Annotated in this window: 18 protein-coding genes and 2 pseudogenes; 11 read left to right on the top strand and 9 right to left on the bottom strand. The window is 65.0% G+C overall.

Going from position 1 to position 20,304, the window contains the following annotated elements; all coding sequences use genetic code 11:
- The first annotated feature begins 11 nt into the window (after nt 1–11).
- A complete protein-coding gene (locus IVA82_RS06690) occupies nt 12–779 on the top strand; it encodes an SDR family oxidoreductase (RefSeq protein ID WP_247380896.1) in 768 nt (255 codons plus the stop codon).
- Between the two features lie 25 nt (nt 780–804).
- Nucleotides 805–1,836, top strand: coding sequence for an L-idonate 5-dehydrogenase (locus IVA82_RS06685; RefSeq protein WP_247380893.1), 1,032 nt, complete (start codon nt 805–807; stop codon nt 1,834–1,836).
- A 13-nt stretch (nt 1,837–1,849) separates the two neighbouring features.
- Here IVA82_RS06685 and IVA82_RS06680 read toward each other — a convergent pair whose 3' ends face one another.
- Nucleotides 1,850–2,725 (bottom strand): DUF3280 domain-containing protein, encoded by an 876-nt coding sequence (locus IVA82_RS06680; RefSeq protein WP_247380926.1) that lies wholly within the window; start codon nt 2,723–2,725, stop codon nt 1,850–1,852.
- Nucleotides 2,726–2,915: 190 nt separating this feature from the next.
- Between IVA82_RS06680 and IVA82_RS06675 the strand changes: the two genes are divergently transcribed.
- Together IVA82_RS06675 and IVA82_RS06670 are read left to right on the top strand one after the other, a co-directional pair.
- On the top strand, nt 2,916–4,316 hold the full coding sequence (locus IVA82_RS06675; protein WP_247380891.1) for a histidine kinase: 1,401 nt from the start codon (nt 2,916–2,918) through the stop codon (nt 4,314–4,316).
- On the top strand, nt 4,313–4,975 hold the full coding sequence (locus IVA82_RS06670; protein WP_247380888.1) for a response regulator transcription factor: 663 nt from the start codon (nt 4,313–4,315) through the stop codon (nt 4,973–4,975). The genes IVA82_RS06675 and IVA82_RS06670 overlap by 4 nt, the downstream gene beginning before the upstream one ends.
- Nucleotides 4,976–4,985: 10 nt before the next feature.
- Here the strand turns inward: IVA82_RS06670 and IVA82_RS06665 are convergent, their stop codons facing one another.
- On the bottom strand, nt 4,986–5,828 hold the full coding sequence (locus IVA82_RS06665; RefSeq protein ID WP_247380885.1) for a hypothetical protein: 843 nt from the start codon (nt 5,826–5,828) through the stop codon (nt 4,986–4,988).
- 210 nt (nt 5,829–6,038) lie between these two features.
- Here IVA82_RS06665 and IVA82_RS06660 point away from each other — a divergent pair, with 210 nt between their 5' ends.
- Together IVA82_RS06660 and IVA82_RS06655 are read left to right on the top strand one after the other, a co-directional pair.
- Nucleotides 6,039–6,917, top strand: coding sequence for an IclR family transcriptional regulator (locus IVA82_RS06660; protein WP_247380883.1), 879 nt, complete (start codon nt 6,039–6,041; stop codon nt 6,915–6,917).
- Nucleotides 6,918–6,953: 36 nt separating this feature from the next.
- Nucleotides 6,954–7,927 (top strand): annotated as a pseudogene (locus IVA82_RS06655) (tripartite tricarboxylate transporter substrate binding protein).
- A 144-nt stretch (nt 7,928–8,071) separates the two neighbouring features.
- On the opposite strand, the gene IVA82_RS06650 reads toward IVA82_RS06655, so the two are convergent.
- Entirely contained in the window at nt 8,072–8,563 is a 492-nt protein-coding gene (locus tag IVA82_RS06650; RefSeq protein ID WP_247380923.1) for an SRPBCC family protein, read from the bottom strand.
- Complete coding sequence (locus IVA82_RS06645; protein WP_247380880.1) at nt 8,563–8,952, bottom strand: metalloregulator ArsR/SmtB family transcription factor; 390 nt, start codon at nt 8,950–8,952, stop codon at nt 8,563–8,565. The genes IVA82_RS06650 and IVA82_RS06645 overlap by 1 nt, the downstream gene beginning before the upstream one ends.
- Nucleotides 8,953–9,241: 289 nt before the next feature.
- Here IVA82_RS06645 and IVA82_RS06640 point away from each other — a divergent pair, with 289 nt between their 5' ends.
- Nucleotides 9,242–10,303 (top strand): serine hydrolase, encoded by a 1,062-nt coding sequence (locus tag IVA82_RS06640; protein WP_247380877.1) that lies wholly within the window; start codon nt 9,242–9,244, stop codon nt 10,301–10,303.
- A gap of 81 nt (nt 10,304–10,384) precedes the next feature.
- Here IVA82_RS06640 and IVA82_RS06635 read toward each other — a convergent pair whose 3' ends face one another.
- Together IVA82_RS06635 and IVA82_RS06630 are read right to left on the bottom strand one after the other, a co-directional pair.
- On the bottom strand, nt 10,385–11,218 hold the full coding sequence (locus IVA82_RS06635; protein WP_247380874.1) for an outer membrane protein: 834 nt from the start codon (nt 11,216–11,218) through the stop codon (nt 10,385–10,387).
- Between the two features lie 290 nt (nt 11,219–11,508).
- A pseudogene (locus IVA82_RS06630) lies at nt 11,509–12,213 on the bottom strand (SDR family oxidoreductase).
- Nucleotides 12,214–12,320: 107 nt separating this feature from the next.
- On the opposite strand from IVA82_RS06630, the gene IVA82_RS06625 reads away from it, so the two are divergent.
- Nucleotides 12,321–13,166 carry a GNAT family N-acetyltransferase gene (locus tag IVA82_RS06625; RefSeq protein ID WP_247380871.1) on the top strand — a complete coding sequence of 282 codons (846 nt, stop codon included), beginning with the start codon at nt 12,321–12,323 and terminating at the stop codon, nt 13,164–13,166.
- Between the two features lie 12 nt (nt 13,167–13,178).
- Here the strand turns inward: IVA82_RS06625 and IVA82_RS06620 are convergent, their stop codons facing one another.
- Entirely contained in the window at nt 13,179–13,625 is a 447-nt protein-coding gene (locus tag IVA82_RS06620; RefSeq protein ID WP_247380858.1) for a hypothetical protein, read from the bottom strand.
- 382 nt (nt 13,626–14,007) lie between these two features.
- Between IVA82_RS06620 and IVA82_RS06615 the strand changes: the two genes are divergently transcribed.
- On the top strand, nt 14,008–14,286 hold the full coding sequence (locus tag IVA82_RS06615; protein WP_247380855.1) for a hypothetical protein: 279 nt from the start codon (nt 14,008–14,010) through the stop codon (nt 14,284–14,286).
- 168 nt (nt 14,287–14,454) lie between these two features.
- Nucleotides 14,455–16,320 (top strand): alkaline phosphatase family protein, encoded by a 1,866-nt coding sequence (locus tag IVA82_RS06610; protein WP_247380852.1) that lies wholly within the window; start codon nt 14,455–14,457, stop codon nt 16,318–16,320.
- Nucleotides 16,321–16,361: 41 nt separating this feature from the next.
- Here IVA82_RS06610 and IVA82_RS06605 read toward each other — a convergent pair whose 3' ends face one another.
- Nucleotides 16,362–16,958 carry a hypothetical protein gene (locus IVA82_RS06605; protein ID WP_247380850.1) on the bottom strand — a complete coding sequence of 199 codons (597 nt, stop codon included), beginning with the start codon at nt 16,956–16,958 and terminating at the stop codon, nt 16,362–16,364.
- A gap of 380 nt (nt 16,959–17,338) precedes the next feature.
- Here IVA82_RS06605 and IVA82_RS06600 point away from each other — a divergent pair, with 380 nt between their 5' ends.
- Nucleotides 17,339–17,998: a peroxiredoxin gene (locus IVA82_RS06600; RefSeq protein WP_148737740.1), complete on the top strand. Its 660-nt coding sequence runs from the start codon at nt 17,339–17,341 to the stop codon at nt 17,996–17,998.
- A 148-nt stretch (nt 17,999–18,146) separates the two neighbouring features.
- On the opposite strand, the gene IVA82_RS06595 is transcribed toward IVA82_RS06600, so the two are convergent.
- Nucleotides 18,147–19,877 carry a Cache 3/Cache 2 fusion domain-containing protein gene (locus IVA82_RS06595; protein ID WP_247493192.1) on the bottom strand — a complete coding sequence of 577 codons (1,731 nt, stop codon included), beginning with the start codon at nt 19,875–19,877 and terminating at the stop codon, nt 18,147–18,149.
- Nucleotides 19,878–20,304 lie beyond the last annotated feature (427 nt).

Raw genomic sequence — 20,304 nt, 5'->3', positions numbered from 1 at the left:
GGAATCTTGAGATGAGCACCGCCCTCTTCGACCTTTCCGGCCGCACAGCGCTCGTGACCGGCTCCTCCCGCGGCCTCGGACGCGCCATCGCCGAGGGCATGGCCAAGGCCGGCGCCAAGCTGATCATCAACGGCGTCGATCCCAAGCGCGTCGAGCAGGCCGTCGCCGAATTTCGCGCCGCCGGGCATCAAGCCGAAGGCGCTGCGTTCAATGTCACCGACGAGCCCGCGATCGTCGCTGCCTTCGAGAATTTCGACAGACAAGGCCTGGCCGTCGATATCGTCGTCAACAACGCCGGCATCCAGCACCGCAAGCCGCTGGTGGAGTTCACCACAGACGAATGGCGCAAGGTGATCGAGACCAACCTCACGAGCGCCTTTGTCATCGGCCGCGAAGCGGCCAAGCGCATGATCCCGCGCAAGCACGGCAAGATCATCAACATCGGCTCGCTCGGCAGCGAGCTTGCGCGTCCCACCATCGCGCCCTACACGGCCGCTAAAGGCGGCATCAAGAACCTGACCCGCTCGATGGCAGTGGAATGGGCCCAGCACGGCATCACGGCCAATGCGATCGGACCCGGCTACATGCTGACCGACATGAACGAGGCGCTGGTCAACAACACCGATTTCAACAACTGGCTGATGGGCCGCATCCCGTCAAAACGCTGGGGCCGGCCGGACGAGCTGGTGGGCGCCGCGATCTTCCTGGCGTCCGATGCCTCGACCTACGTCAACGGCCAGATCATCTATGTCGACGGCGGCATGATCGCCGCGATGTAATTGCGAAGACCAAACGGAGCAAGCCATGCGCGCCGTCGTTATCCACGCACCGAAAGACCTGCGCATCGACACCTATCCCGATGCGGCGCCCGCATCGGGCGAGGTCCGCGTCAAGATCGCCAATGGCGGCATCTGCGGCTCCGACCTGCATTACTACCATCACGGCGGTTTCGGCGTCGTGCGCATCCAGCAGCCGATGGCACTGGGGCATGAGATCGCCGGCGTGATCGCCGCCGTCGGTGACGGCGTCACGAACGTGGAGCCGGGCACCCGCGTCGCAGTCAACCCGAGCAAGCCATGCGGCCAGTGCCTGCATTGCCAGGAGGGCATGCGCAACCAGTGCCTGGACATGCGCTTCCTCGGCAGCGCAATGCGCTTTCCGCATGTGCAAGGCGGCTTTCGCGAGTTCCTCACGGTCGACGCCACGCAGGCCGTGCCGATCGCCGACAAACTGACGCTGGCGGAGGCCGCGGTTGCCGAGCCGCTCGCGGTGTGCCTGCATGCCGGCAAGCAGGCCGGTCCCCTGCTCGGCAAGCGCGTGCTGATCACCGGCTGCGGCCCGATCGGCGCGCTGATGATCCTGGTCTCGCGCTTCGGCGGCGCCGCCGAGATTGTGGTAACCGATGTCGCTGAAGCGCCGCTCGCGGTCGCCAAAAGGCTCGGCGCCACGCACGCCATCAACGTCGCGACCAATGCCGCCGCGCTCGATCCCTGGCGCGCCGGCAAGGGCGTGTTCGACACGCTGTTTGAAGCCTCCGGCAACCAGGCTGCGCTGCGCGCCGCGCTCGACGTGCTCCGCCCCGGCGCGACGCTGGTGCAGCTCGGCCTCGGCGGCGAGATGACGCTGCCGATCAATTCCATCGTCGCCAAGGAATTGCAGCTCCGCGGCACCTTCCGCTTCGATCCCGAATTCGAACTGGCGGTGCGGCTGATGGGCGAAGGCCTGATCGACGTCAAGCCGCTGATCACGGCCACCATGCCGTTCGAGAATGCGGTCGCAGCGTTCGAGCTCGCCAGCGACCGCACCCAATCGATGAAGGTGCAGTTGACGTTCTGAGCGTCGGCCAGCGTTATTGGTTCTCGATCAGGCGATCCCTGACCAATCCCACCGCGCCACGCTTCCAGGAATAGTCGGCGCCCATGCGCAAGCCACTGTCGCCACGCGCGACGACTGCGCCCGTCCGCGCGTCGCGCACCTGAAAGCCCACCGTATACTCCGTCCGGCTGACCCGTCGCACCACGCCAATTAGCGATTGATCCGCACCGAGCTTTCCGGCGATGGCCGGATCGCATCCGCCGCAATCGCGCAGCCTACGGCTCCTCGCGGCGCCCTCGCCTGCGCCGCTGACGTCGACGATGCGGTAACGGCCGGATTGCGCGAGGGCGGCGCGCACGCCCGCCGTCGCTTCGTCCAGATAGGACACGTCGGCGGCCGCGGGGCTGGATGCGGGCGCCGCGGTGTTGTCGTCGAGTTCGAAATCGAACACCGCAAGCGCGATCGGCGCCGGTGCGGCGAGCGCTGCCAGGACCTCGCGGGACACGAAGATCTCGGCATGTTCCCATGCCTCGTCGTTATCACCGCGGAAGGTATAGAGCTTATCCATCACGACCTTTTTGGCCCCGGCGTCGATCACCGCAACCTTGGCCCATTGCACCAGCGTGCTCGTCTTCTGGATGCCGCCGATGACCTTGAACGCCGCCCCGTCCTGCACGGACGGTGCAAGCCGATAGCGCCGATCGGCGGTGATGTGGCGACGCAACGCGGCCATGAATGCGGCGAGCCGCCGCTCGTGGGCGGCGGTCTGGTTGGCGGGCTCTGCCGACGTGTCGGTATAGCTGAAATCGTCGATGACAACGCCGACACTGGCGTCGGCCGCCGCCGGCCAACGAGCCGCGGGGACGACGAGCAGGAGAATTGCAACAGGGACAAGAAGGGATCGACACATGTGCGGCCTCGCGGGTGGAAAGATCCTGACGCTAGGCCGGGGACGTCCGGCGTGCAGCTTCTCGCGTCCCGGCAACCGCCGGGAAAATTTCACGATCTTGCTCCCTGAGCGCCGGCGGCGCTTTCCGGCCGTGCCGTTCTGCCGTTTAATGTCGCGGCGGACCAAGATCATCCGCGCAGGAGGCTCGCCGATGTGGAACCACCTGAAGCCCGACCTGAAGCTCCGCCTGACGTTGCGCGTTGCGGCCATTTCCACCCTCTGCTTCGCGGCGATCTCGGCCTATTTCCTGATCGAGGCCGATCGATCCGTGCACACCCGGATCGACGCGATCGCCGGTCTCGCCGCGCGAACGCTGGAGCTGCAACAAAACAAGATTCAGTGGGTGAACCATCCCCGCGCCGAATTTCCGGACCTGGACAATGTCGCAGCCTCGGTCATGGCGCCGGGTCTTTGTCTTGCGTTTCGCGCCGGCAACGGCGACGCCGTCCAGCGTTTCTGCGGCGGCGCATCCGGCACCACCGGCCATCCGCCGCAAGCCTTCGCCACGCTTTACCGTAAACTATTCAATCCCGGCCGCGAGGCCACACATACGGTGACCGTCCGCGGCACCACGATCGGCGAAGCTGTCGCCTGGATCGATCCGGCGGTGCAGACGGCCGAGGCTTGGCACGACGCCGGCCGCCTGATTGCGGCGCTTGCAATCGTGCTGCCGCTGTTGTGCGTGCTCGTCTATGCGGCGCTGGCCCGTGCGCTGCGTCCGACCCGGATCATCCGCGACGGCCTCGAACGGATGGCCGCCGACGATCTCACGGCGCGGCTGCCGCCATTCGAACTCGCGGAGCTCTCGGCCATCCGCGACGTCTTCAACTATCTCGCCGAACGTCTCTCCACCACGCTCGCCGAACGCAGCGAGCTCACCCGCCGGCTGATCGTGGTGCAGGACGAGGAGCGGCGCCATCTGGCGCGCGAACTTCACGACGAGTTCGGGCAATCCCTCGCGGCCATCCGCGCTCTCGCCGCATCGGCGCACCAGACCGCAGCGCAGGACTGTCCCGCCCTGCTACCGGAATGCGACGGCATCTCCCGGACCGCGACCGGCATGATGGAGACGCTGCGCGGCGCTCTGTTCAGGCTGCGGCCGCCCGACGTCGACGAGCTCGGCCTCGTCGCGAGCCTCGAAGGCCTGGTTGCGGGCTGGAACGGCCGCAGCCGCGGCCAGCCCCGCTTCGAGTGCCGGTTTGACGGCGCGTTCGAGAGCCTGCCCGCCGCGGTCGGCGCCGGGCTGTACCGCATCGTGCAGGAGGCGCTCACCAACGCGGCCAAGCATGCCGGCGCCACGCGGGTTACGCTGGAGCTGACCGCGCGCGAAGCCGCAGCGCATGACGATCGCACTATCGCGCTTCGCATCGCCGATGACGGCCGGCCGGGCGATGCAGTCGCGACGACGGGAATGGGTCTGCTCGGGATGCGCGAGCGCGTCGCCGCGCTTGGCGGCCGACTGAGCTTCGAGACCGGAGCGGATCGAGGCGCGACGCTGCACGTCGTCATTCCCGCATCGGTCCATCCGACCGTCATGGAGCGTGCCGCATGAATGGCACCGACTACGCCATCATGTTAGTCGACGATCATGCCGTCGTCCGCGAAGGCTATCGCTCGGTGTTGCAGAAGCAGCCCGGCCTGCGCGTCGTGGCCGAGGCGTGCGACGGAGCCGAGGCCTACCGCCTGTTCAAATCGGCCAAACCCGATCTCGTGATCATGGATCTGAGCATGCCCGGCATCGGCGGGATCGAGGCGGTCAGGCGGATCCGGCAATGGGACAAGGCCGCCAAGATCCTGGTCTTCACCATGCACCAGAACGCGGGCTTTGCCGTGCAGGCGATCCGCGCTGGCGCCAGGGGATATGTCACCAAGACCAGCGCGCCGGAAACGCTGGTGCGCGCGGTCATGGACGTGCTCGCCGGCAAGATCGCCATCAGTCCCGACATCGACCATGAGCTGGCTCTGAGCCGGCTCAGCGGCGAAAGCTCCGCCGCCGACGTGCTCACCGCACGCGAATTCGAGGTGCTGCGCCTGTTGCTCGCGGAACGGAGCACCGACGAGATCGCCGAAACGCTTCACGTCAGCCCGAAGACGGTTGCCAATCTGCACTCGCTGATCAAGGACAAGCTCGGCGTCGGTTCGGACATCGAGCTGGTCCGGCTCGCACTGCGCCAGGGCCTGCTGACCCAGGCAGATTTTGGCGAGGCATGAAGCGCTTCGATCAGGCCAGATAGCGCGTGAGATAGCCTTCCATCGCGTAGAGCGCACACAGCGCCAGGCTCGACCACACCGCGGCGCTGAAATACAGGAACATCCAGGTCAGCTCGCCCTTCCAGTGCGCGACGTCGTGGGTCACCACCCAGCGCGTGCTGACATCACGGAGCCCTTCGAGGAAGCCGAGGAGCCTGTTGCCCTCGGCATGCGCCGCCCGCCAGCGGCTGAGATACATCGGCACGTCGACGGTGACGAGAAAGGCGAGGAAGCAGGCGATGCCGACGATGCCGGCGCTGAGCGCCCAGCGCACCGGTCCCTGGAATTCCGGCATCAGACGGCACAGTGCAATCCCGACCAGGAAGAAGGTCACCGCCCACAGCGAATTCTCGATCGCGTTGAAGAGATAATTGGTGGTCAGCACCGCGTACCAGGAGAAGCACTCCGCGATGATGATCACGGGCACGATGACGAGGGCGATGTTCACCGTGGTTTCGGCCCCGGCCATGGTGCCGAGCTGATGTAGGATGATGGCCCATTGCGCGGCGAAGCACACTTCGGCGACCGTCGCGACGGAGCGGCCGACGAACACACTGGAGAGCCAGGTGTCGAACAGGCAGATGCGCTGCACATCGGCGCGCGGCAGGAACGAACGGAAGGCGCAGCCGAACACATAGCCGGCGCAGAGCAGCAGCATCACGCCCATCGCCGGCGGCCCACCGAGGTTGCCGCTGACGGGCTGATAGAACTCCCGGTACAGCATGAACCAGACAAGGATATTGACGTTGCTGACAAGCGTCAGGGACCCCCACCACCACGCGAGGGGATTTGACCGCGCCTGCCACTGCAACATGATCAGCTCCGCTGTAATCGATTTGACACGTCGTCGTAACAATCCTGTCACAGGCCGCTAGGGAATCACGACAAAAATTTGTGCGCGGCGGGCTCCTCATGGGCTCTTTGTGCGTGCGAGGCTTTCGGCGCTTCGTCCGCATAGTGGACGAAAATTGCGCACTACGTGAATTTATTGGACAAGAAGTCCAGCCGGCTTCATGAAGTCCGCATGGCTCAAACCGCCCCCAAATTGCTTCACGCCTCCTCGTCCGCCGCCGCGGTGCTGGCCGAGAGTGCCGATAACGCCGCTTTCGCGACGACTCTGGCAAAAGGCCTCGTGGTGCTCGAAGCCTTCAAGGCCGGGACGACGCTGCTCGGCAACATGGAGCTGTCGAGGCTGACGGGGATTCCGCGGCCGACGGTGGCACGGCTGACGCACACGCTGGCCGAGCTTGGCTACCTCCGCTACGACGCCGCACGCTCAAAATACTGCGTCGGCGCGCGCGCTTTGCGGATGGCGCATCCGCTGCTCGCCGACATGCAGTTTCGCCAGGTTGCGCGGCCCATGATGCAGGAGCTGGCGCAGAGCGTCCGCGGCACTGTCTCAATCGGCCTGCTCGACGGCACATCGATGATCTATGTCGAGACCGCGCGCTCCGGCGATGTCGGCCCGCACGTGCCCGACATCGGCATGCCCATTCCCGTCGTGATGACCGCGATGGGCCGCGCCGCCGCGGCGACCTTGCCGCCGGCTGACGCCGCATCGCTCGAACAGCGCATCGAGGCCGAGGACGCCGAGCTGTGGTCGGCCTTCCGTGACAAATACCGCTCTGGACTCGCGCAATGCGCAAGCCGCGGCTTCTGCACCTGCTGGGGCGAATACATCGCCTCGATCCACGCCGTCGCCGCACCGCTGTTTCACGCGGGCGAAACCAGGCAGTCGTTCTCGATCAATTGCGGCATCCCCGCGTTCCGGCTTCAGCCCGGACAGCTGGAGGGCGAGATCGGCCCGCGCATCGCCGCCCTTGCCGACAGCATCCGCGCGGTCGCCAGCGCAGCGCCCGCTATCAAGACACGCAAGCAAAACAAGAAGGGAGCCAGGACATGAACAAGAAGTCCGGCACCCCGCGCCCGGGAGGCCATCATGACCATTACGCGCCGAACATTGCTGGGCACCCTTGCCTTTTCCTTTTCCGGACTGCCATTCTCGGCACGCGCTGAGGAGGCCTGGCCGTCGCGCATGGTATGGCTGATCTCGCCTTACGGGCCTGGCGGATCCAACGACATCTCGCTGCGCCTTCTCGCCGAAGAGTTCGGCCGCAGCCTGCACCAGCAGTTCATCGTCGAGAACAAGCCAGGCGCCGGCACGCGCATTGCCAACGATCTGGTCGCGCATGCGCCGGGCGACGACTACACCATTCTCTATGTCGCAGCGCCCTACGCCACCGCGGAGGCGCTGTTCGGCAAATTGACCTACGACCGCAGCGATCTTCAGCCGGTTGCCATGGCGGTGACCGCGCCGCTGTTCCTGATCATCAGCGCTGGCGCGCCGTTCAAGACGCTTGCGGAGTTGATCGCCTACGGCAAGTCCAAGCCGGACGGGCTGACCTTCGCCTCGCCCGGGGCGGGCTCGCAGCGCATCTAGCCGGCGAGCTCCTGTTCAGGGACGCCGGCGTCAAGGATCTCAACATCCCCTTCCGCGGCGACGCTGCCTCCTACACCGAGCTGCTCGCCGGCCGCGTCGACGCCACGCTGACGGCGCTGCCGACCGCGCTGCCCTACATCCAGAGCGGCAAGTTCATCGTGCTCGGCGTCGCCTCGCCTGAGCGCAGCGCGCTCTACCCGCTGGCGCCGACCCTGCGCGAACAGGGGTTTCCCAACGTGGCTGCCGCCGGCTGGTACGGCTTCATGGCGCCCTCCGCGACGCCGCGCGCGATCATCGACAAGTTGGAGGCCGAAGTTTTGCGCGCCCTCGCCAATCCCGCGATCAAGGACAAGCTGACCGCCCAGGGGCTCGAGGTGCGCGCCGGCACCGCCGCCGAATTCAGCCAGTTCATCGACAACGAGACGCGCAAATGGACCGGGCTGATCCGGGAGGCGGGCCTCAAGGGGGAGTGAAGAAGAAGTGTGAACGCGCGGCGTGAGGCGGTGGGGTCTCTCCTCCGTCATGGCCGGCTTGTCCCGGCCATCCGCGCCTAACCGCGCGGCACGAGAAACGTGGATGCCCGGGACAAGCCCGGGCATGGCGACAGAGAGCGTGGGTCATCTTTTCATCCCGCTCACATGCGCCGCGAGCTTGTCCAACGTCTCATAGCCGTATTCGACGGCTCCAAAACCGATCATGCCGTCGCGCTGCTCCGTGGTGGAGGCCAGTTGCCGCATCATCAGCACGGTCTTGCCGTTGCTCTGCTCGGCGAACGTGAGGGTGAAGCGAAACAGGCCAGGATCGTCGTCCTGGTCGGCGCCGTGATCCATTTCCATCAGTGACGGCCGCTCGATGCGGCGGAACCGCATGCGGTTCGGATAGACCGTGCCGTCGGGGCCGATCATGTTGAAGCGCCAGACGCCGCCGACCCGCACGTCCATCTCGAAAGTCTCGATCTTGAATCCCTTCGGCCCGAACCATTGCGGCAGATGTTTCGGGTCCGACCACGCCTCGAACACCAGATCGCGCGGCGCGTCGATCACGCGCGACATCACGATCTCGCGGTCGAGCGACCATTGGGACAAAGCCGGGTTGGCAGAACTCGTCATCATTTGGCACCTTTCCGTTTGCTGGTTCGGGACGGCCGTTTGGCGGTCGCCCCCTCCTTTTCCTTCTTCAGCTTCATCACGTAAGCCTCGAACCGGTCGAGCCGCGCCTCCCAGGTCGCGCGCTGTTGCTGGAACCAGTCTTCTGCGCCGACAAGGGCGTCCGGACTGAGACGGCAAGTGCGGACGCGGCCGGACTTCTCCGACTGGACGAGCCCGCTCGTCTCCAGCACGTGGATGTGTTTCATGAAGCTCGGCAGCGCCATCTCGAAGGGATCGGCGAGCTCGCCGACCGACGCCTCGCCCGCGCACAGCCGCATCACGATCGCCCGCCGCGTAGGGTCGGCGAGCGCGGAAAAGATCTGGTCGAGTCGGGATAATTGGTTAGCCATAAAGCTAACTATATACCTCGTCGCAATTCGGCGTCAATAATTATTAGCCCTTCGGCTAACTAATTTTCGTGAGCCGCATATGCGGAACCCACAGCGCGCAATCGTGACTTGGGAGACCGCGCGCTCCCAGCTAAAAGCTTCCCCGGGGGCAGCATCGCATCGATCGTCAGAGCACGTGCCGCCAATTGTCATCTCATCGCAAATCAGCCGCCGGACACTTGCCCGGGCCGCGCTCATTCCGTTCGCAATCGCGCTTGCCCGGCCGCACCGCGCATCGGCGGATTCTGACATGATCGCGCAGATGCGCGACATCGTCGCCGCCGAACTGGCGCCGACGGCGACGTCGGCCCATCCGGGCGGCCTCGCCGCCGCGCTTTATGCCGGCCGTCATGTCGAATTCTTCAATTACGGTTTCGCTGACGACGCCAGCAAACGGCCGGTGACGCCGGACACGCTGTTCAACCTCGCCTCCTTGCGAAAGCCGTTCGAAGCGACGCTGGTGGCGCTCGGCACGCTGCGCGGCGAGCTGCGGCTGGACGATCCCCTGCCGAAACACCTGCCCGAACTCACGGGCGACCATATCCGCCGCGTCACAATCGGCGAACTCGCCACGCACACATCGGGACTGCTGCTGCCGACCGACTATCCGCCCTGGCCGAACGATGCGTTCAGCCGCGCGCAATTCATCGATATGCTCAATGCCTGGACGCCGCCCGCAGGCGTCGCGCCCGGCAAGCAGCGCATCTACACGCATGCCGGCTACGTGCTGCTCCAGCTCGTGCTCGAACGCTGCTACCGCGCGCCGATCGCATCGCTGATCGAGCAGCGTATCCTCCGGCCGCTCGACATGACCGCGACTTACGTCCCCGAGCGCGGCGCGGACGACCGCGCAGTGATGGACGAAGCCCGGATGCAGCGTGTCGTCCAGGGCTATTCCGACCAGGGCACCGCGACCGGTCCGCCCGGCAACCAGCAGAGCTATTTCGATTTCCCCGGCACTGGCCAGATGTTTTCATGTGCGCGGGATCTCGCAACATTCGTGGCGGCCTGCGTCGACGGCCGATCGGTCGAGCCGCATTTGCGCGAGGCGCTGCGGATGACGCAGCACGAGGCCTTCCGGGTCGACGAGAAATTCGGACAAGGCATGGCCTTCGAGACCGTGCATCTTCCCGGCGTCACAGTTGTCGACAAGCCGGGCGGGCTGAACAACGCCACAGGGTATCTCGGCCTCGTGCCGGCACGGCGGATCGGCATCGTGCTGCTCGCCAATCGCGGCGAATATCCGCACGAGATCGCGCGCTACAAGATCCTGCCCGCACTGGCGCATCTTGTGGCGTCGCACGCAGGATGAGTTCAAAACAGAAGGCCTCTTCAAAACGGAAAGCCCTGGCTGAGCCAGGGCTTTCCGCGCCAGGACGAAACGTGATGGCGATCAGTATCTTGCGACGACCGGTCCGCCAAACTTGTAGTTCACGCCGACGCGCACGATGTTCGACCTGAGGTCGACCGAGTGGGTGTAGACGTTGCTCGGAGATGGCACAGCACCCGCGAACGTCATGAGATTGGTGCTGGTCGCCGTGGTGCGGCCGAGATCGACGTAGAGATATTCAGCCTTGAGCGACCAGCCGCCGCCGAACGCATATTCGGTGCCGACACCTGCGGTCCAGCCGAGACGCGTATCGCGGATCGCGGCCGATTCCGTCGCCGCGGAGAACGTGTCGGTGAAGTTGAAATTGCCCCTCACCTCGGCGATTGCCACGCCGCCCGTGGCGTAGACCAGCCAGGTCGGAGCCGCGAGGAAGCCGATCCGGCCGCGGATGGTGGCGAGCCAGTCGGCCGAGACCTGCGAGGACACCGTGAAACCGGTGGGCGCACAGCAGGGATAGACGCCCGAACCCGTCGCGCTGCCCTTGAAGCCGAAATAATTGATGTCGCCTTCGAGGCCAAGCACGGCGTTGTTGAATTGCCAGTTGTAGCCGGCGGTGAAGCCGCCGGTCGCGCTGGAGCTGTTGACGCGCTGGGCGCCGACCGCCGCAATCGCAGGAACACTGGAGGTCGCGAAATAGCCGGCGGGATCGAACACGGTCGACGTGGTCGGGTCTGCGCTGCCCCATTGTCCGCCGGCATTGGCGCCGACATAGAAGCCGGTCCAGTTGTAGGCCGGCGCCATCATCGGCGCCTTGGTGTAGTGCGCCGCCAAATCCGCAGCGGACACGGACGCCGTGCCCAGGGCAACCGATGCGACCGCCAGCAAAAACTTCTTCATTCCAATCTCCAAGCCCCACGCGATCGATCTCGCGTTTTCGAATGCGCGCGGGTGGGAACCATCCGGCGCAGACTGGGGATAGGCGGCGCACCGCCTCCCGTCTTGGACTGCGGCGAAGTTCATAGGGACTATGATGCAGTATGCGGTCCACCGGCTGTGAAAGGTATCAAGTGTGGCCCAAGTGCCACGCATCCCGCTCGCCGCAGCACCGGGCAACGGCGCACAACGCACGTTCGTATCGCGCCACAACAAGCGCGTGAGCATGGAGGATCAAATCTTCCCAAGGGCGCTCAGACTGAACGCGTCAGTCCGCCGTCGACGCGGATGTTCTGGCCGGTGATGTAGGCAGCGCCGTCCGAGGCGAGGAACGCGACCGTCGCCGCGATCTCCTCGACCTTGCCCTAGCGCCTCATCGGCACGCTGTCGCGGCGGGCCTCTGTCTGCGGCAGGCTGTCGATCCAACCCGGCAGCACGTTGTTCATGCGGACGTTGTCGGTGGCATAATTGTCCGTGAAGATCTTCGTGAAGGCGGCCAGCCCTGCCCGGAACACCGCCGAGGTCGGAAACATCGCGCTCGGCTCGAACGCCCAGGCGGTCGAGATATTGATGATTGCCCCGGCCTTTTGTGCCTGCATCACTGGCGTCACCAGCCGCGTCGGACGGATCACGTTGAGCAGATAGGTGTCGAGCCCGGTGTGCCACTGCTCGTCGGTGATCTCGGTGATCGGTGCGCGCGGGCCGTGACCGGCGCTGTTGACGAGCACGTCGATATGACCCCACTTCGCCAGCGCACCGTCGACGAGGCGCTTCAGATCGTCATTCGACTTGTTGGAGCCGATGACGCCGATCCCGCCAAGCTCGGTGGCCAGCGCCTCGCCCTTGCCCGATGACGACAGGATCGCGACGCGAAAGCCGTCGGCCGCGAGCCGCCGCGCAGCCCCCGCTCCCATGCCGCTGCCGCCTGCGGTGACGAGTGCGACTTTCTCTGTTGCCATGACCGATGATCCCTTGCGATGGAGTTGAGGCGAGCCGCAGGCCCGGCCTATCATGAGGCCTTCTACAGCCAGGCTTGTCGGCAGGTCCACCGTCGAAGGCATCCGTCATGACTGATTTGCAGATCCGCAACCTTCGCCCAGAGGAGATTTCCCGCGCCGTCGACTGGGCTGCCGCCGAAGGCTGGAATCCGGGCCTTGCGGATGCGGCCTGCTTCGCGATCCCCGATGCGCAGGGCTTCTTCGTCGGTGAGATCGACGGCGAGGCGGTGGCGACCGTCTCCTGCGTCAACTACGATGATCGCTTCGCCTTCCTCGGCTTCTACATCGTGCGCGCAGGGTTTCGCGGCGCGGGTCACGGCGTGCGCATCTGGAACGCGGCGATTGCGCATGCGGGGTCCCGCGTGATCGGGCTCGACGGCGTCGTGGCGCAGCAGGACAATTACAGGAAATCCGGCTTCCAGCTTGCTTACGCCAATATCCGCCATGGCGGCGCCATTGCGGCACCATCTCTACCGCCGCCTACCGACATCGTCGCGCTGGACAAAATACCGTTCGCCATGGTGGAGACGGATGACGCGACCGTCTTCCCGGCCCCGCGCATCGCCTTCCTACGTGCCTGGATCAATGCGCCCGGCCATCACGGCCGCGCGCTGCTGCGCGACGGCAAGCTCGCTGGATGGGGCGTGATCCGCCAGTGCCGGACAGGCCACAAGATCGGCCCGCTCGTCGCCGACGACCGCGCGGCAGCAGAGCCGGTCGTGCAGGCCTTGCTGGCAAGCGCGGGCAGCGGCGAGATCTTCCTCGATGTCCCCGCCGTCAACCGCGAGGCAATCGCACTTGCGGAGTCGTTCGGACTGAAGCCGGTGTTCGAGACGGCGCGGATGTACACCGCAGCGGCCCCGCCGCTGCGGATCGACCGCGTCTTCGGCGTGACCAGCTTTGAGCTGGGCTAGCGAATACGCCGCTCAGTAGCAGCGCATGATGTTGACGGTGTGCTCACCGCCGCCGCGGCCGGGCACCGTTACGGATTCGGTGGGACAGCTCGGCACATAGGGACGATCGGACGGTACGACGTTCGGCGGGAAGCGATGCGTCCAGTCCCAGGGAACGTCGTAGGTATAGTTGTAGCGCACGTCGTTGGAGAGCGGCTGCCCTGCATCGGCGAAGGGCTGGCTGTAGCCCGCACCGTTGTAGAAGAACCCGCCGCCCGGCCAATACACCCACGGATTGTTCCGTCGGTGGAACCGGCTGCCCGGCGCGATCGCTGGGCGGGCTGCGACCGGCGGCGCGGCAGTGGCCACAACGCCATGCGGCGCGGCGCCGCCGGGTCTTGCAAAACTGTCGCTGGCGGCAAGGAGCAGCGCGGCGGCGCTGAGCGAGGCGAGTAACGCCCCGTGCATTCTATACGTCATGATACGCACCAACTCGTTGGCTACACGGCAGCTCCCCGAGGTGACGCTAGGCCGGGCCATCGGGCCTCGGCAAACATATAATTAATTATTGGTTAAGACCCAATCTTAACGCGACCTGCGACAAAGACACACGGGCCGCTCACGTCCGGCGTCACCGCAGCCGCTTCTCGAACACATCCTTGAACACCGAAAACGCGGAGAATGCACTTGGCAGGCCTCGCCTTCTCTAGCGGTCACGAGAGAATGCGGCAGCTACCACCCACATCAATTCAACCCAATTCCGAAACATTTGATCGTCAGTCGATCTCGAGTTGATCGCTGAATTCGGGGAACGCCGCTGCGGTGCGGTCGTTGGCTCCAGACACCAGCACGGAGCATCGAAATGCAGAATGCAACGAAGCTCGCATGCCTGATCGCAGCGTCGGTCATCGCGGGAACAGGAGCCGCATCGGCGCAGACCTACGATCGGTTCGGAAATCCCGTGGGATGGGGTCCCCGCTATGAGTCCATGCAGCCGCACGTGATGTACGATCCTGGCGTGGCGGCACCGTACGGTGCGCTCAACGGCGCCAATCATCCCACGCCTAGCTCGACGCAGGGCGATGTCGGCCCTGAAGGCAATAACAATGGTACGCTGACCGGCATCTACCGCAACTGGTAGAGGTTCGACTACAGGACCCGCCGCTCCAACGAGCGGCGGGTTCTTCACTCTCCCAAGCCCCTCTTGCATGACGACCCGCCCCTGTAACAAGACTGTCATGCGGCAAAACTAAACGATGGCGGGGGCCGCGGTTGGCCACCGAGCCGCCTCACCGCAGGGAGAGATTTGATGCGCCGTTCACTGGTGTTGCTGTCCGCCGGACTGACAGTGCTGTCCACCGGACTTTGCGCTGGACTTGCCTCCGCCCAGAACAACACGCCCCGTAACCTGATCCTGTTCATCCCAGACGGGCTGCGCGCCCTGAAGGTCACGCCCGAGACGGCGCCGGCGATGGCCGAGGTCCGCGACAAGGGCGTCAATTTCAAGAACCCGCATTCGCTGTTCCCGACCTTCACCATGGCTAACGGCTCGGCGATGTCGACCGGACACTATCTCGGCGACACCGGCGTGTTCTCCAACACGATCTGGACCAACTACACCTCCGCGCCTGCCGGCGACACCGTGGTCCCCTTTATCGAGAACGACGTCGTGCTCGGCGACATCGACGAGCATTTCAAGGGCGACTATCTCAACGAGGAGACCATCCTGAAGATGGCCCGCGACAAGGGCCTCAGCACCGCGGCGATCGGCAAAGTCGGTCCGACCTACCAGTTCGACCACAAGGACAAACCCGAACAGCCCGGCCTGCATTCGGTCGTGTTCGACGACTCGACCGGCGGCAAGAACGGTGTGGCGCTGTCGGACGAGGTGAAGGCAGCGCTCACCAAGGCCGGCCTTCCCCTCGCCGCCCCGCCGCGCGGCGACAACAGCAAGGCGGGCGACGCCAAGACGCCCGGCACCACGGTCGCCAACGTCGCGCAACAGGCTTACTTTGCCGATGTCGCCACCAAAGTCGTGTTGCCGATGTTCAAGGCGCGCAACAAGCCGTTCGTGCTGGTGTTCTGGTCACGCGACCCTGATGGTACCCAGCATAACCAAGGCGACAGCCTCAACCAGATCAAGCCGGGCATCAACGGTCCGAGCACGATGGCGAGCATCAAGAACGCCGACGACAATCTCGCCCAGCTGCGCAAGGCCTTGGACGAGCTCGGCCTTGCGGCGAGCACGAACATGATGATCCAGGCCGACCACGGCTTCTCGACCATCTCCAAGGAGAGCAAGACCAGCCCCTCGGCCAAGGTCAGCTATGACGACACGCCGAACGATTTTCTGCCGATGGGCTTCCTGGCGCTTGATCTGGCCAAGGCGCTCGACCTGCCGCTGTTCGACCCCAACGACAAGAACGCGAAGATTGAAGGCAACAAGCACCCCAAGGCCGGCAACGGCGTGCTCGGCAAGGATCCGACCAAGCCCGACCTCGTCGTCGCCACTAATGGCGGCTCGGATCTGATCTACCTGCCGAGCAAGGATAAGAAGCTGGCGGCCAGGACCATCAAGGCGTTGCTCGAGCAGGACTACGTCTCCGGCCTGTTCATCGACGACCAGCTCGGCCGCTTTCCCGGCACCCTGCCGCTGTCGAGCATCAATTTGCGCGGCAAGGCGGCGACGCCGACGCCGGCGATCGTCGTCAATTTCCGCTCCTATGCCAGCGACTGCGGCGAGGCGCCGACCAACTGCTCGGTGCAGGTGGCCGACACCGTGCTGCGCCAGGGCCAGGGCATGCATGGCAGCTTCAGCCGCGGCGACACCATGAATTTCATGGCCGCGATCGGACCGGACTTCAAGGCCGGCTTCGTCAGCGAACTGCCGGTCAGCAATGCCGATGTCGGCATGACCGCCGCCCAGCTGATGGGTCTGCGCGCCTCACCCAATGGCAGCCTCGTCGGCCGGGTGATGTCGGAGGCCCTGCCCAACGGCATCGTGCCGAAGGCCTACAAGGCCGTTGAGAAGTCGAAGATGTCCGAGAACGGTCTTCAGACCGTGCTCAACGTCCAGCGCGTCGGCAGCCAGCGCTATTTCGACTCCGCCGGCTTCCCGGGCCGCACGCTTGGCCTCGAGCCGAACCCCGGCAAACAAAAAACGGCGGGGAAATAACCCCGCCGCTTTCTCTTGCCCTCAAAAGAGACGAGATAATCTCACATTCCAATGTCGAACACGTTCGGCAATTGGCCCGCCAGAGGCAGCGCGGTGGCGCCCAGGAAGGTCGCCACCATCGCCATCAGGCGACGGTTGTTCTGGCGCTTGCCGCGTATCTGGCCCGCGATCCACTCCAGCATCTCGGTGTTGACCTTGGAGGCATAGGCCGGCGCCCAGCTCTCGATGTCGGACTCTGCCGACAGCGCGACGCTGCGCGGCGGCACCTTCAGGCCCGACGCGCTCGCGGCATAGTGGGCGACCGCCTTGGCCAGCAAATCGTCGAACCGGCCGCCATCGGTACGCTCGGTCGCGGCCTCGTTGATCTCGAACAGCGTCTCGGCTTCGGAGCGGCTGACCGGCTGATCGTTGACGGCTGTGGCCGTCAGGATGCGGGCGCACCAGGCGGTATCGTCGGCATCGAGCGAACGGGAAAAGTGCACCCGGCCCTTCGTCGTCGGGCCTTCGCCCGTGATCACACCGTCGCGGACGATGGTCAGCGCGTGAGCCGCAGTATCGCGGCAAGACGGTTCGAGGGACGGCAACTCAACAGGCTTCTCAGCGGACTTCTCAAGAGACTTGGGCGCAGCGGCAGACATAGTTCACTTCCAGATTTCTTCTGATCGACCAGCATTTTCATGCGGGCGTAAAGGGGTGATTAACGATTCGATACGGGGATCGCGACTTTTTCCAATGGTTGCCAATTGGTCGCTATCAGGACCATTTTGGTTCCATCAAACTCGGGCGAGCGTGATGCGGATCATAAAAGGCTTTGTCGGGGCAATCGAGACCGTGTGGCTCCGGCGGGGATGTTTCGCCGCACGCGCCCCTGTGACAGAAAGGTGCTAGAAAATCGGTCTTTCAGAGAAGGAATTCACATTTTACTTGAATCGGTTCACTTGAGCGCGACGACACCCTATACTACCCGTGACGGCAAAATGTGAATTCATAAGCAAATTCAATGCGATGAGGCAAAACCATGACACTCCCGATCGGCGCCACCGCCCCCGACTTCGAAGCTGAGACCACCGAAGGGAAGATCAAGTTCCATGACTGGATCGGCAACAGCTGGGCGCTTCTCTTCTCGCATCCGAAGGACTTCACGCCGGTTTGTACGACGGAACTCGGCGCGCTGGCCAAGCTGAAGCCCGAATTCGACAAGCGCGGCGTCAAGCTGATGGGCCTCTCGGTCGATCCGGTTGACCGCCATTCCAAATGGTCGGAGGACATCAAGGAGACGCAAGGTGCCGCCCCGAACTATCCGATGATCGGCGATACCGACTTCAACGTCTCGAAGCTCTACGAGATGCTGCCGGCCTCGACCTCGGGCGATCCCCTCACCCGCACGCCGGCCGACAACCAGACCGTCCGCAATGTCTTCGTCATCGGGCCGGACAAGAAGATCAAGCTGGTGCTGGTCTATCCGATGACCACGGGCCGGAATTTTCAAGAAATCCTGCGCGCCATCGACTCGCTCCAGCTCACCGCCAAGCATCGCGTCGCAACGCCGGCCGACTGGTCGCAGGGCGAGGACGTCATCATCGCAGGCTCGGTCTCCAACGACGAGGCCAAGACGATCTATCCGCAGGGCTGGAAGGAGCCGAAACCCTACATCCGGATCGTGCCACAGCCGAAGTGACGTCTGGCGGTTGCCTCTGGCAACCGCCAAAAAGTGATCCCGGGGCGCGCGAAGCACGAACCCGGGATGTCGAGATCCCCAATGCGCGTTGCGCATTGGGACCGGTCCTTCAGTCCATCTTGACGACGTCAGACCACACGTCCGGCCCTCAAGCTGCGCCCACGCGGTCGAGGAAGCTGTCGACCTCGGCCTTCAGATGCACGCTCTCACCCGACAGCGCCTGGGCGGAGGCAAACATCCGGCTCGAGGTTTCGCCGGTCTCGCTGGCGCCCTTGGCGGCATGACGGACATTGACCGCGACGTCGGCGGTGCCGGAGGCCGCGGCGCGGACGCTGGCGGCGATGTTGTGGGTGGCGCTGCGCTGCTGCTCCACCGCGGCCGAGATCGAGCCGGCGATGCCGCTGATGCGCTCGATGGTCTGGCCGATCGCCTTGATGGCTATGACCGACTCCTCGGTCGCAAGCTGCATGCTGGCGATCTGGTTCGAAATCTCATCGGTCGCCTTGGCCGTCTGGCCGGCGAGCGTCTTGACCTCCTGGGCGACGACCGCGAAGCCGCGGCCAGCATCGCCCGCGCGCGCGGCCTCGATCGTGGCATTCAGCGCCAGGAGATTGGTCTGCTCGGCGATCGAGGTGATCAGCTTGACGACGTCTCCGATGCGCGCGCCCGCCTCGGAGAGCTGCGCGATGCGCTGGTCGGTGGCCTCGGCCTGGCGCACCGCCTCGGCGGAGATCTCGCTCGATTCCTGCACCCTGCGGGTGATCTCGGAGATCGATTGGCTCAGTTCGTCCGAAGCCGTCGCCGCCGAACGCACGTGCTCGGAGGCGTTCTCGGACGCCCCCGCCGACTGCGCCGATAGATCGGCCGTGGAACGTGCCGTGTCGGTCAGTTGCCGGGCCACGCGCTCGAATTCGCCGGATGAGTTCAGGACCTTGTCGAGAATGCCGCCGACGCTGCCGCGGAACTCCTCGACGAAATTACGCAGCTCGGATTTGCGCTGCTCCGCAGCAGCCGCAGAGGCCGCCGCCTGCTCGCTCCGCAGGCGCGCCCGCTCCAGCGAATTGCTCTTGAACACCGCGACCGTGCGGGCGATCTCGCCGATCTCGTCGGCGCGCTCCTCGCAATCGTTCGCGACGTCGTTCTGGCCGTCGGCGAGCGCGGTCAGCGAGCGCGTGACAGAGGTGAGCGGCCGGGTAATGCGGCGGACGACCAGCATTGTGAGGGCCAGGACCAGCAGCGCGGCGATGCCGGCTGCGGCCCCCATGCTCTCGATCGCCTGGGCCAGCATGCTCTCGAACTGCGCCATCGGGATACCGACGTAGAGGATGCCGGCGACCTTGCCGGTTGCATCTGCGACCGGGAAATAGGCGGTCATGAACGATTTGCCGAACAGCGTGGCCGGCCCCTTGTAGGCCTCGCCACGGCGCAGCAGGGCTTGCGCCGGATGGTCGGCGGCAAGCTGGGTGCCGACGGCGCGCTCGCCATTTTCCTTCTTCACGTTGGTCGAGCGGCGGACGAACTGCCCGCTCGCATCGTCGAACGCGAACAGGGTCGCGTTACCGCCGACATAGGACACCGCGCGATCGACGATGGCGTGATCCCTGAAGTCGGGCATTTTGGGGATCTCGGCGCGCGCGACCGCGCCATCCTTCATGGCGATCCTGGCGTCCGGAGCGGTCTCGGCAAAGGCAAGCGCCAGCGTGCGCAAATTGACCTCGATGTCGCGCAACGCTCGATCATTGATAGCCGTGGTGAGCGACCAATAGCCGGCGCCGACCACCAGCGCCGTATTCACGGCGATCAGCAGCACGGCGCACAGGACGGCCTTGGTACCCAGCTTGAATTGCGGCAGGAGTTTCGCCGTCGCAAGTTTAGACATGAATGGAATCACCCCCGTAATTCCTGCATATTCGTGCAATCGGCTTACGGCCGCATTAACGAGGGTTCGCACCAAACGCACGCGGAATGCTTTACAAATTGTAAACGAGGGGCACCGGGCGGCGCGGCGCGCTGATGGCTGGCGTGGTCGCTGCGGATGCTCGATGCCGGCCTTGCCAAGATCGGGGATCGCCGACCCTTTCCAGGGGGCGGCGGAGCAAGAGTGATCCCGGGCGTGGCGCGCGGCAGCAGCGCCGGTGCCGTCGACTGGAACGGGATCGCCCCAGGCCTCGCGTCAAGCGCTGCCGGCAAAGCGGATCCACTCTCCTGGCGGGCGACACTGATCGTACTGGCGAGTCGGCGTCGAACCCGCCAAGCCCTATCCGGATGATCGTCGATCATGCGAAAGCACGCGAATGGGCGTTAGG

Source organism: Bradyrhizobium sp. 142, from assembly GCF_023074015.1.
Taxonomy (GTDB): domain Bacteria; phylum Pseudomonadota; class Alphaproteobacteria; order Rhizobiales; family Xanthobacteraceae; genus Bradyrhizobium.
The sequence above is the reverse complement of the archived record's forward strand: the minus strand, read 5'-3'. Positions and strand labels throughout refer to the sequence as shown.

Bases quoted from the DNA above. Each gene is read 5' to 3' on its own strand.
- IVA82_RS06635 (WP_247380874.1), bottom strand. From the start codon at position 11,218: ATGAAGAAGTTTTTGCTGGCGGTCGCATCGGTTGCCCTGGGCACGGCG.
- IVA82_RS06650 (WP_247380923.1), bottom strand. From the start codon at position 8,563: ATGACGAGTTCTGCCAACCCGGCTTTGTCCCAATGGTCGCTCGACCGC.
- IVA82_RS06595 (WP_247493192.1), bottom strand. From the start codon at position 19,877: ATGTCTAAACTTGCGACGGCGAAACTCCTGCCGCAATTCAAGCTGGGT.
- IVA82_RS06690 (WP_247380896.1), top strand. From the start codon at position 12: ATGAGCACCGCCCTCTTCGACCTTTCCGGCCGCACAGCGCTCGTGACC.
- IVA82_RS06645 (WP_247380880.1), bottom strand. From the start codon at position 8,952: ATGGCTAACCAATTATCCCGACTCGACCAGATCTTTTCCGCGCTCGCC.
- IVA82_RS06670 (WP_247380888.1), top strand. From the start codon at position 4,313: ATGAATGGCACCGACTACGCCATCATGTTAGTCGACGATCATGCCGTC.
- IVA82_RS06665 (WP_247380885.1), bottom strand. From the start codon at position 5,828: ATGTTGCAGTGGCAGGCGCGGTCAAATCCCCTCGCGTGGTGGTGGGGG.
- IVA82_RS06685 (WP_247380893.1), top strand. From the start codon at position 805: ATGCGCGCCGTCGTTATCCACGCACCGAAAGACCTGCGCATCGACACC.
- IVA82_RS06660 (WP_247380883.1), top strand. From the start codon at position 6,039: ATGGCTCAAACCGCCCCCAAATTGCTTCACGCCTCCTCGTCCGCCGCC.
- IVA82_RS06610 (WP_247380852.1), top strand. From the start codon at position 14,455: ATGCGCCGTTCACTGGTGTTGCTGTCCGCCGGACTGACAGTGCTGTCC.
- IVA82_RS06625 (WP_247380871.1), top strand. From the start codon at position 12,321: ATGACTGATTTGCAGATCCGCAACCTTCGCCCAGAGGAGATTTCCCGC.
- IVA82_RS06605 (WP_247380850.1), bottom strand. From the start codon at position 16,958: ATGTCTGCCGCTGCGCCCAAGTCTCTTGAGAAGTCCGCTGAGAAGCCT.
- IVA82_RS06680 (WP_247380926.1), bottom strand. From the start codon at position 2,725: ATGTGTCGATCCCTTCTTGTCCCTGTTGCAATTCTCCTGCTCGTCGTC.
- IVA82_RS06620 (WP_247380858.1), bottom strand. From the start codon at position 13,625: ATGACGTATAGAATGCACGGGGCGTTACTCGCCTCGCTCAGCGCCGCC.
- IVA82_RS06600 (WP_148737740.1), top strand. From the start codon at position 17,339: ATGACACTCCCGATCGGCGCCACCGCCCCCGACTTCGAAGCTGAGACC.
- IVA82_RS06615 (WP_247380855.1), top strand. From the start codon at position 14,008: ATGCAGAATGCAACGAAGCTCGCATGCCTGATCGCAGCGTCGGTCATC.
- IVA82_RS06640 (WP_247380877.1), top strand. From the start codon at position 9,242: ATGATCGCGCAGATGCGCGACATCGTCGCCGCCGAACTGGCGCCGACG.
- IVA82_RS06675 (WP_247380891.1), top strand. From the start codon at position 2,916: ATGTGGAACCACCTGAAGCCCGACCTGAAGCTCCGCCTGACGTTGCGC.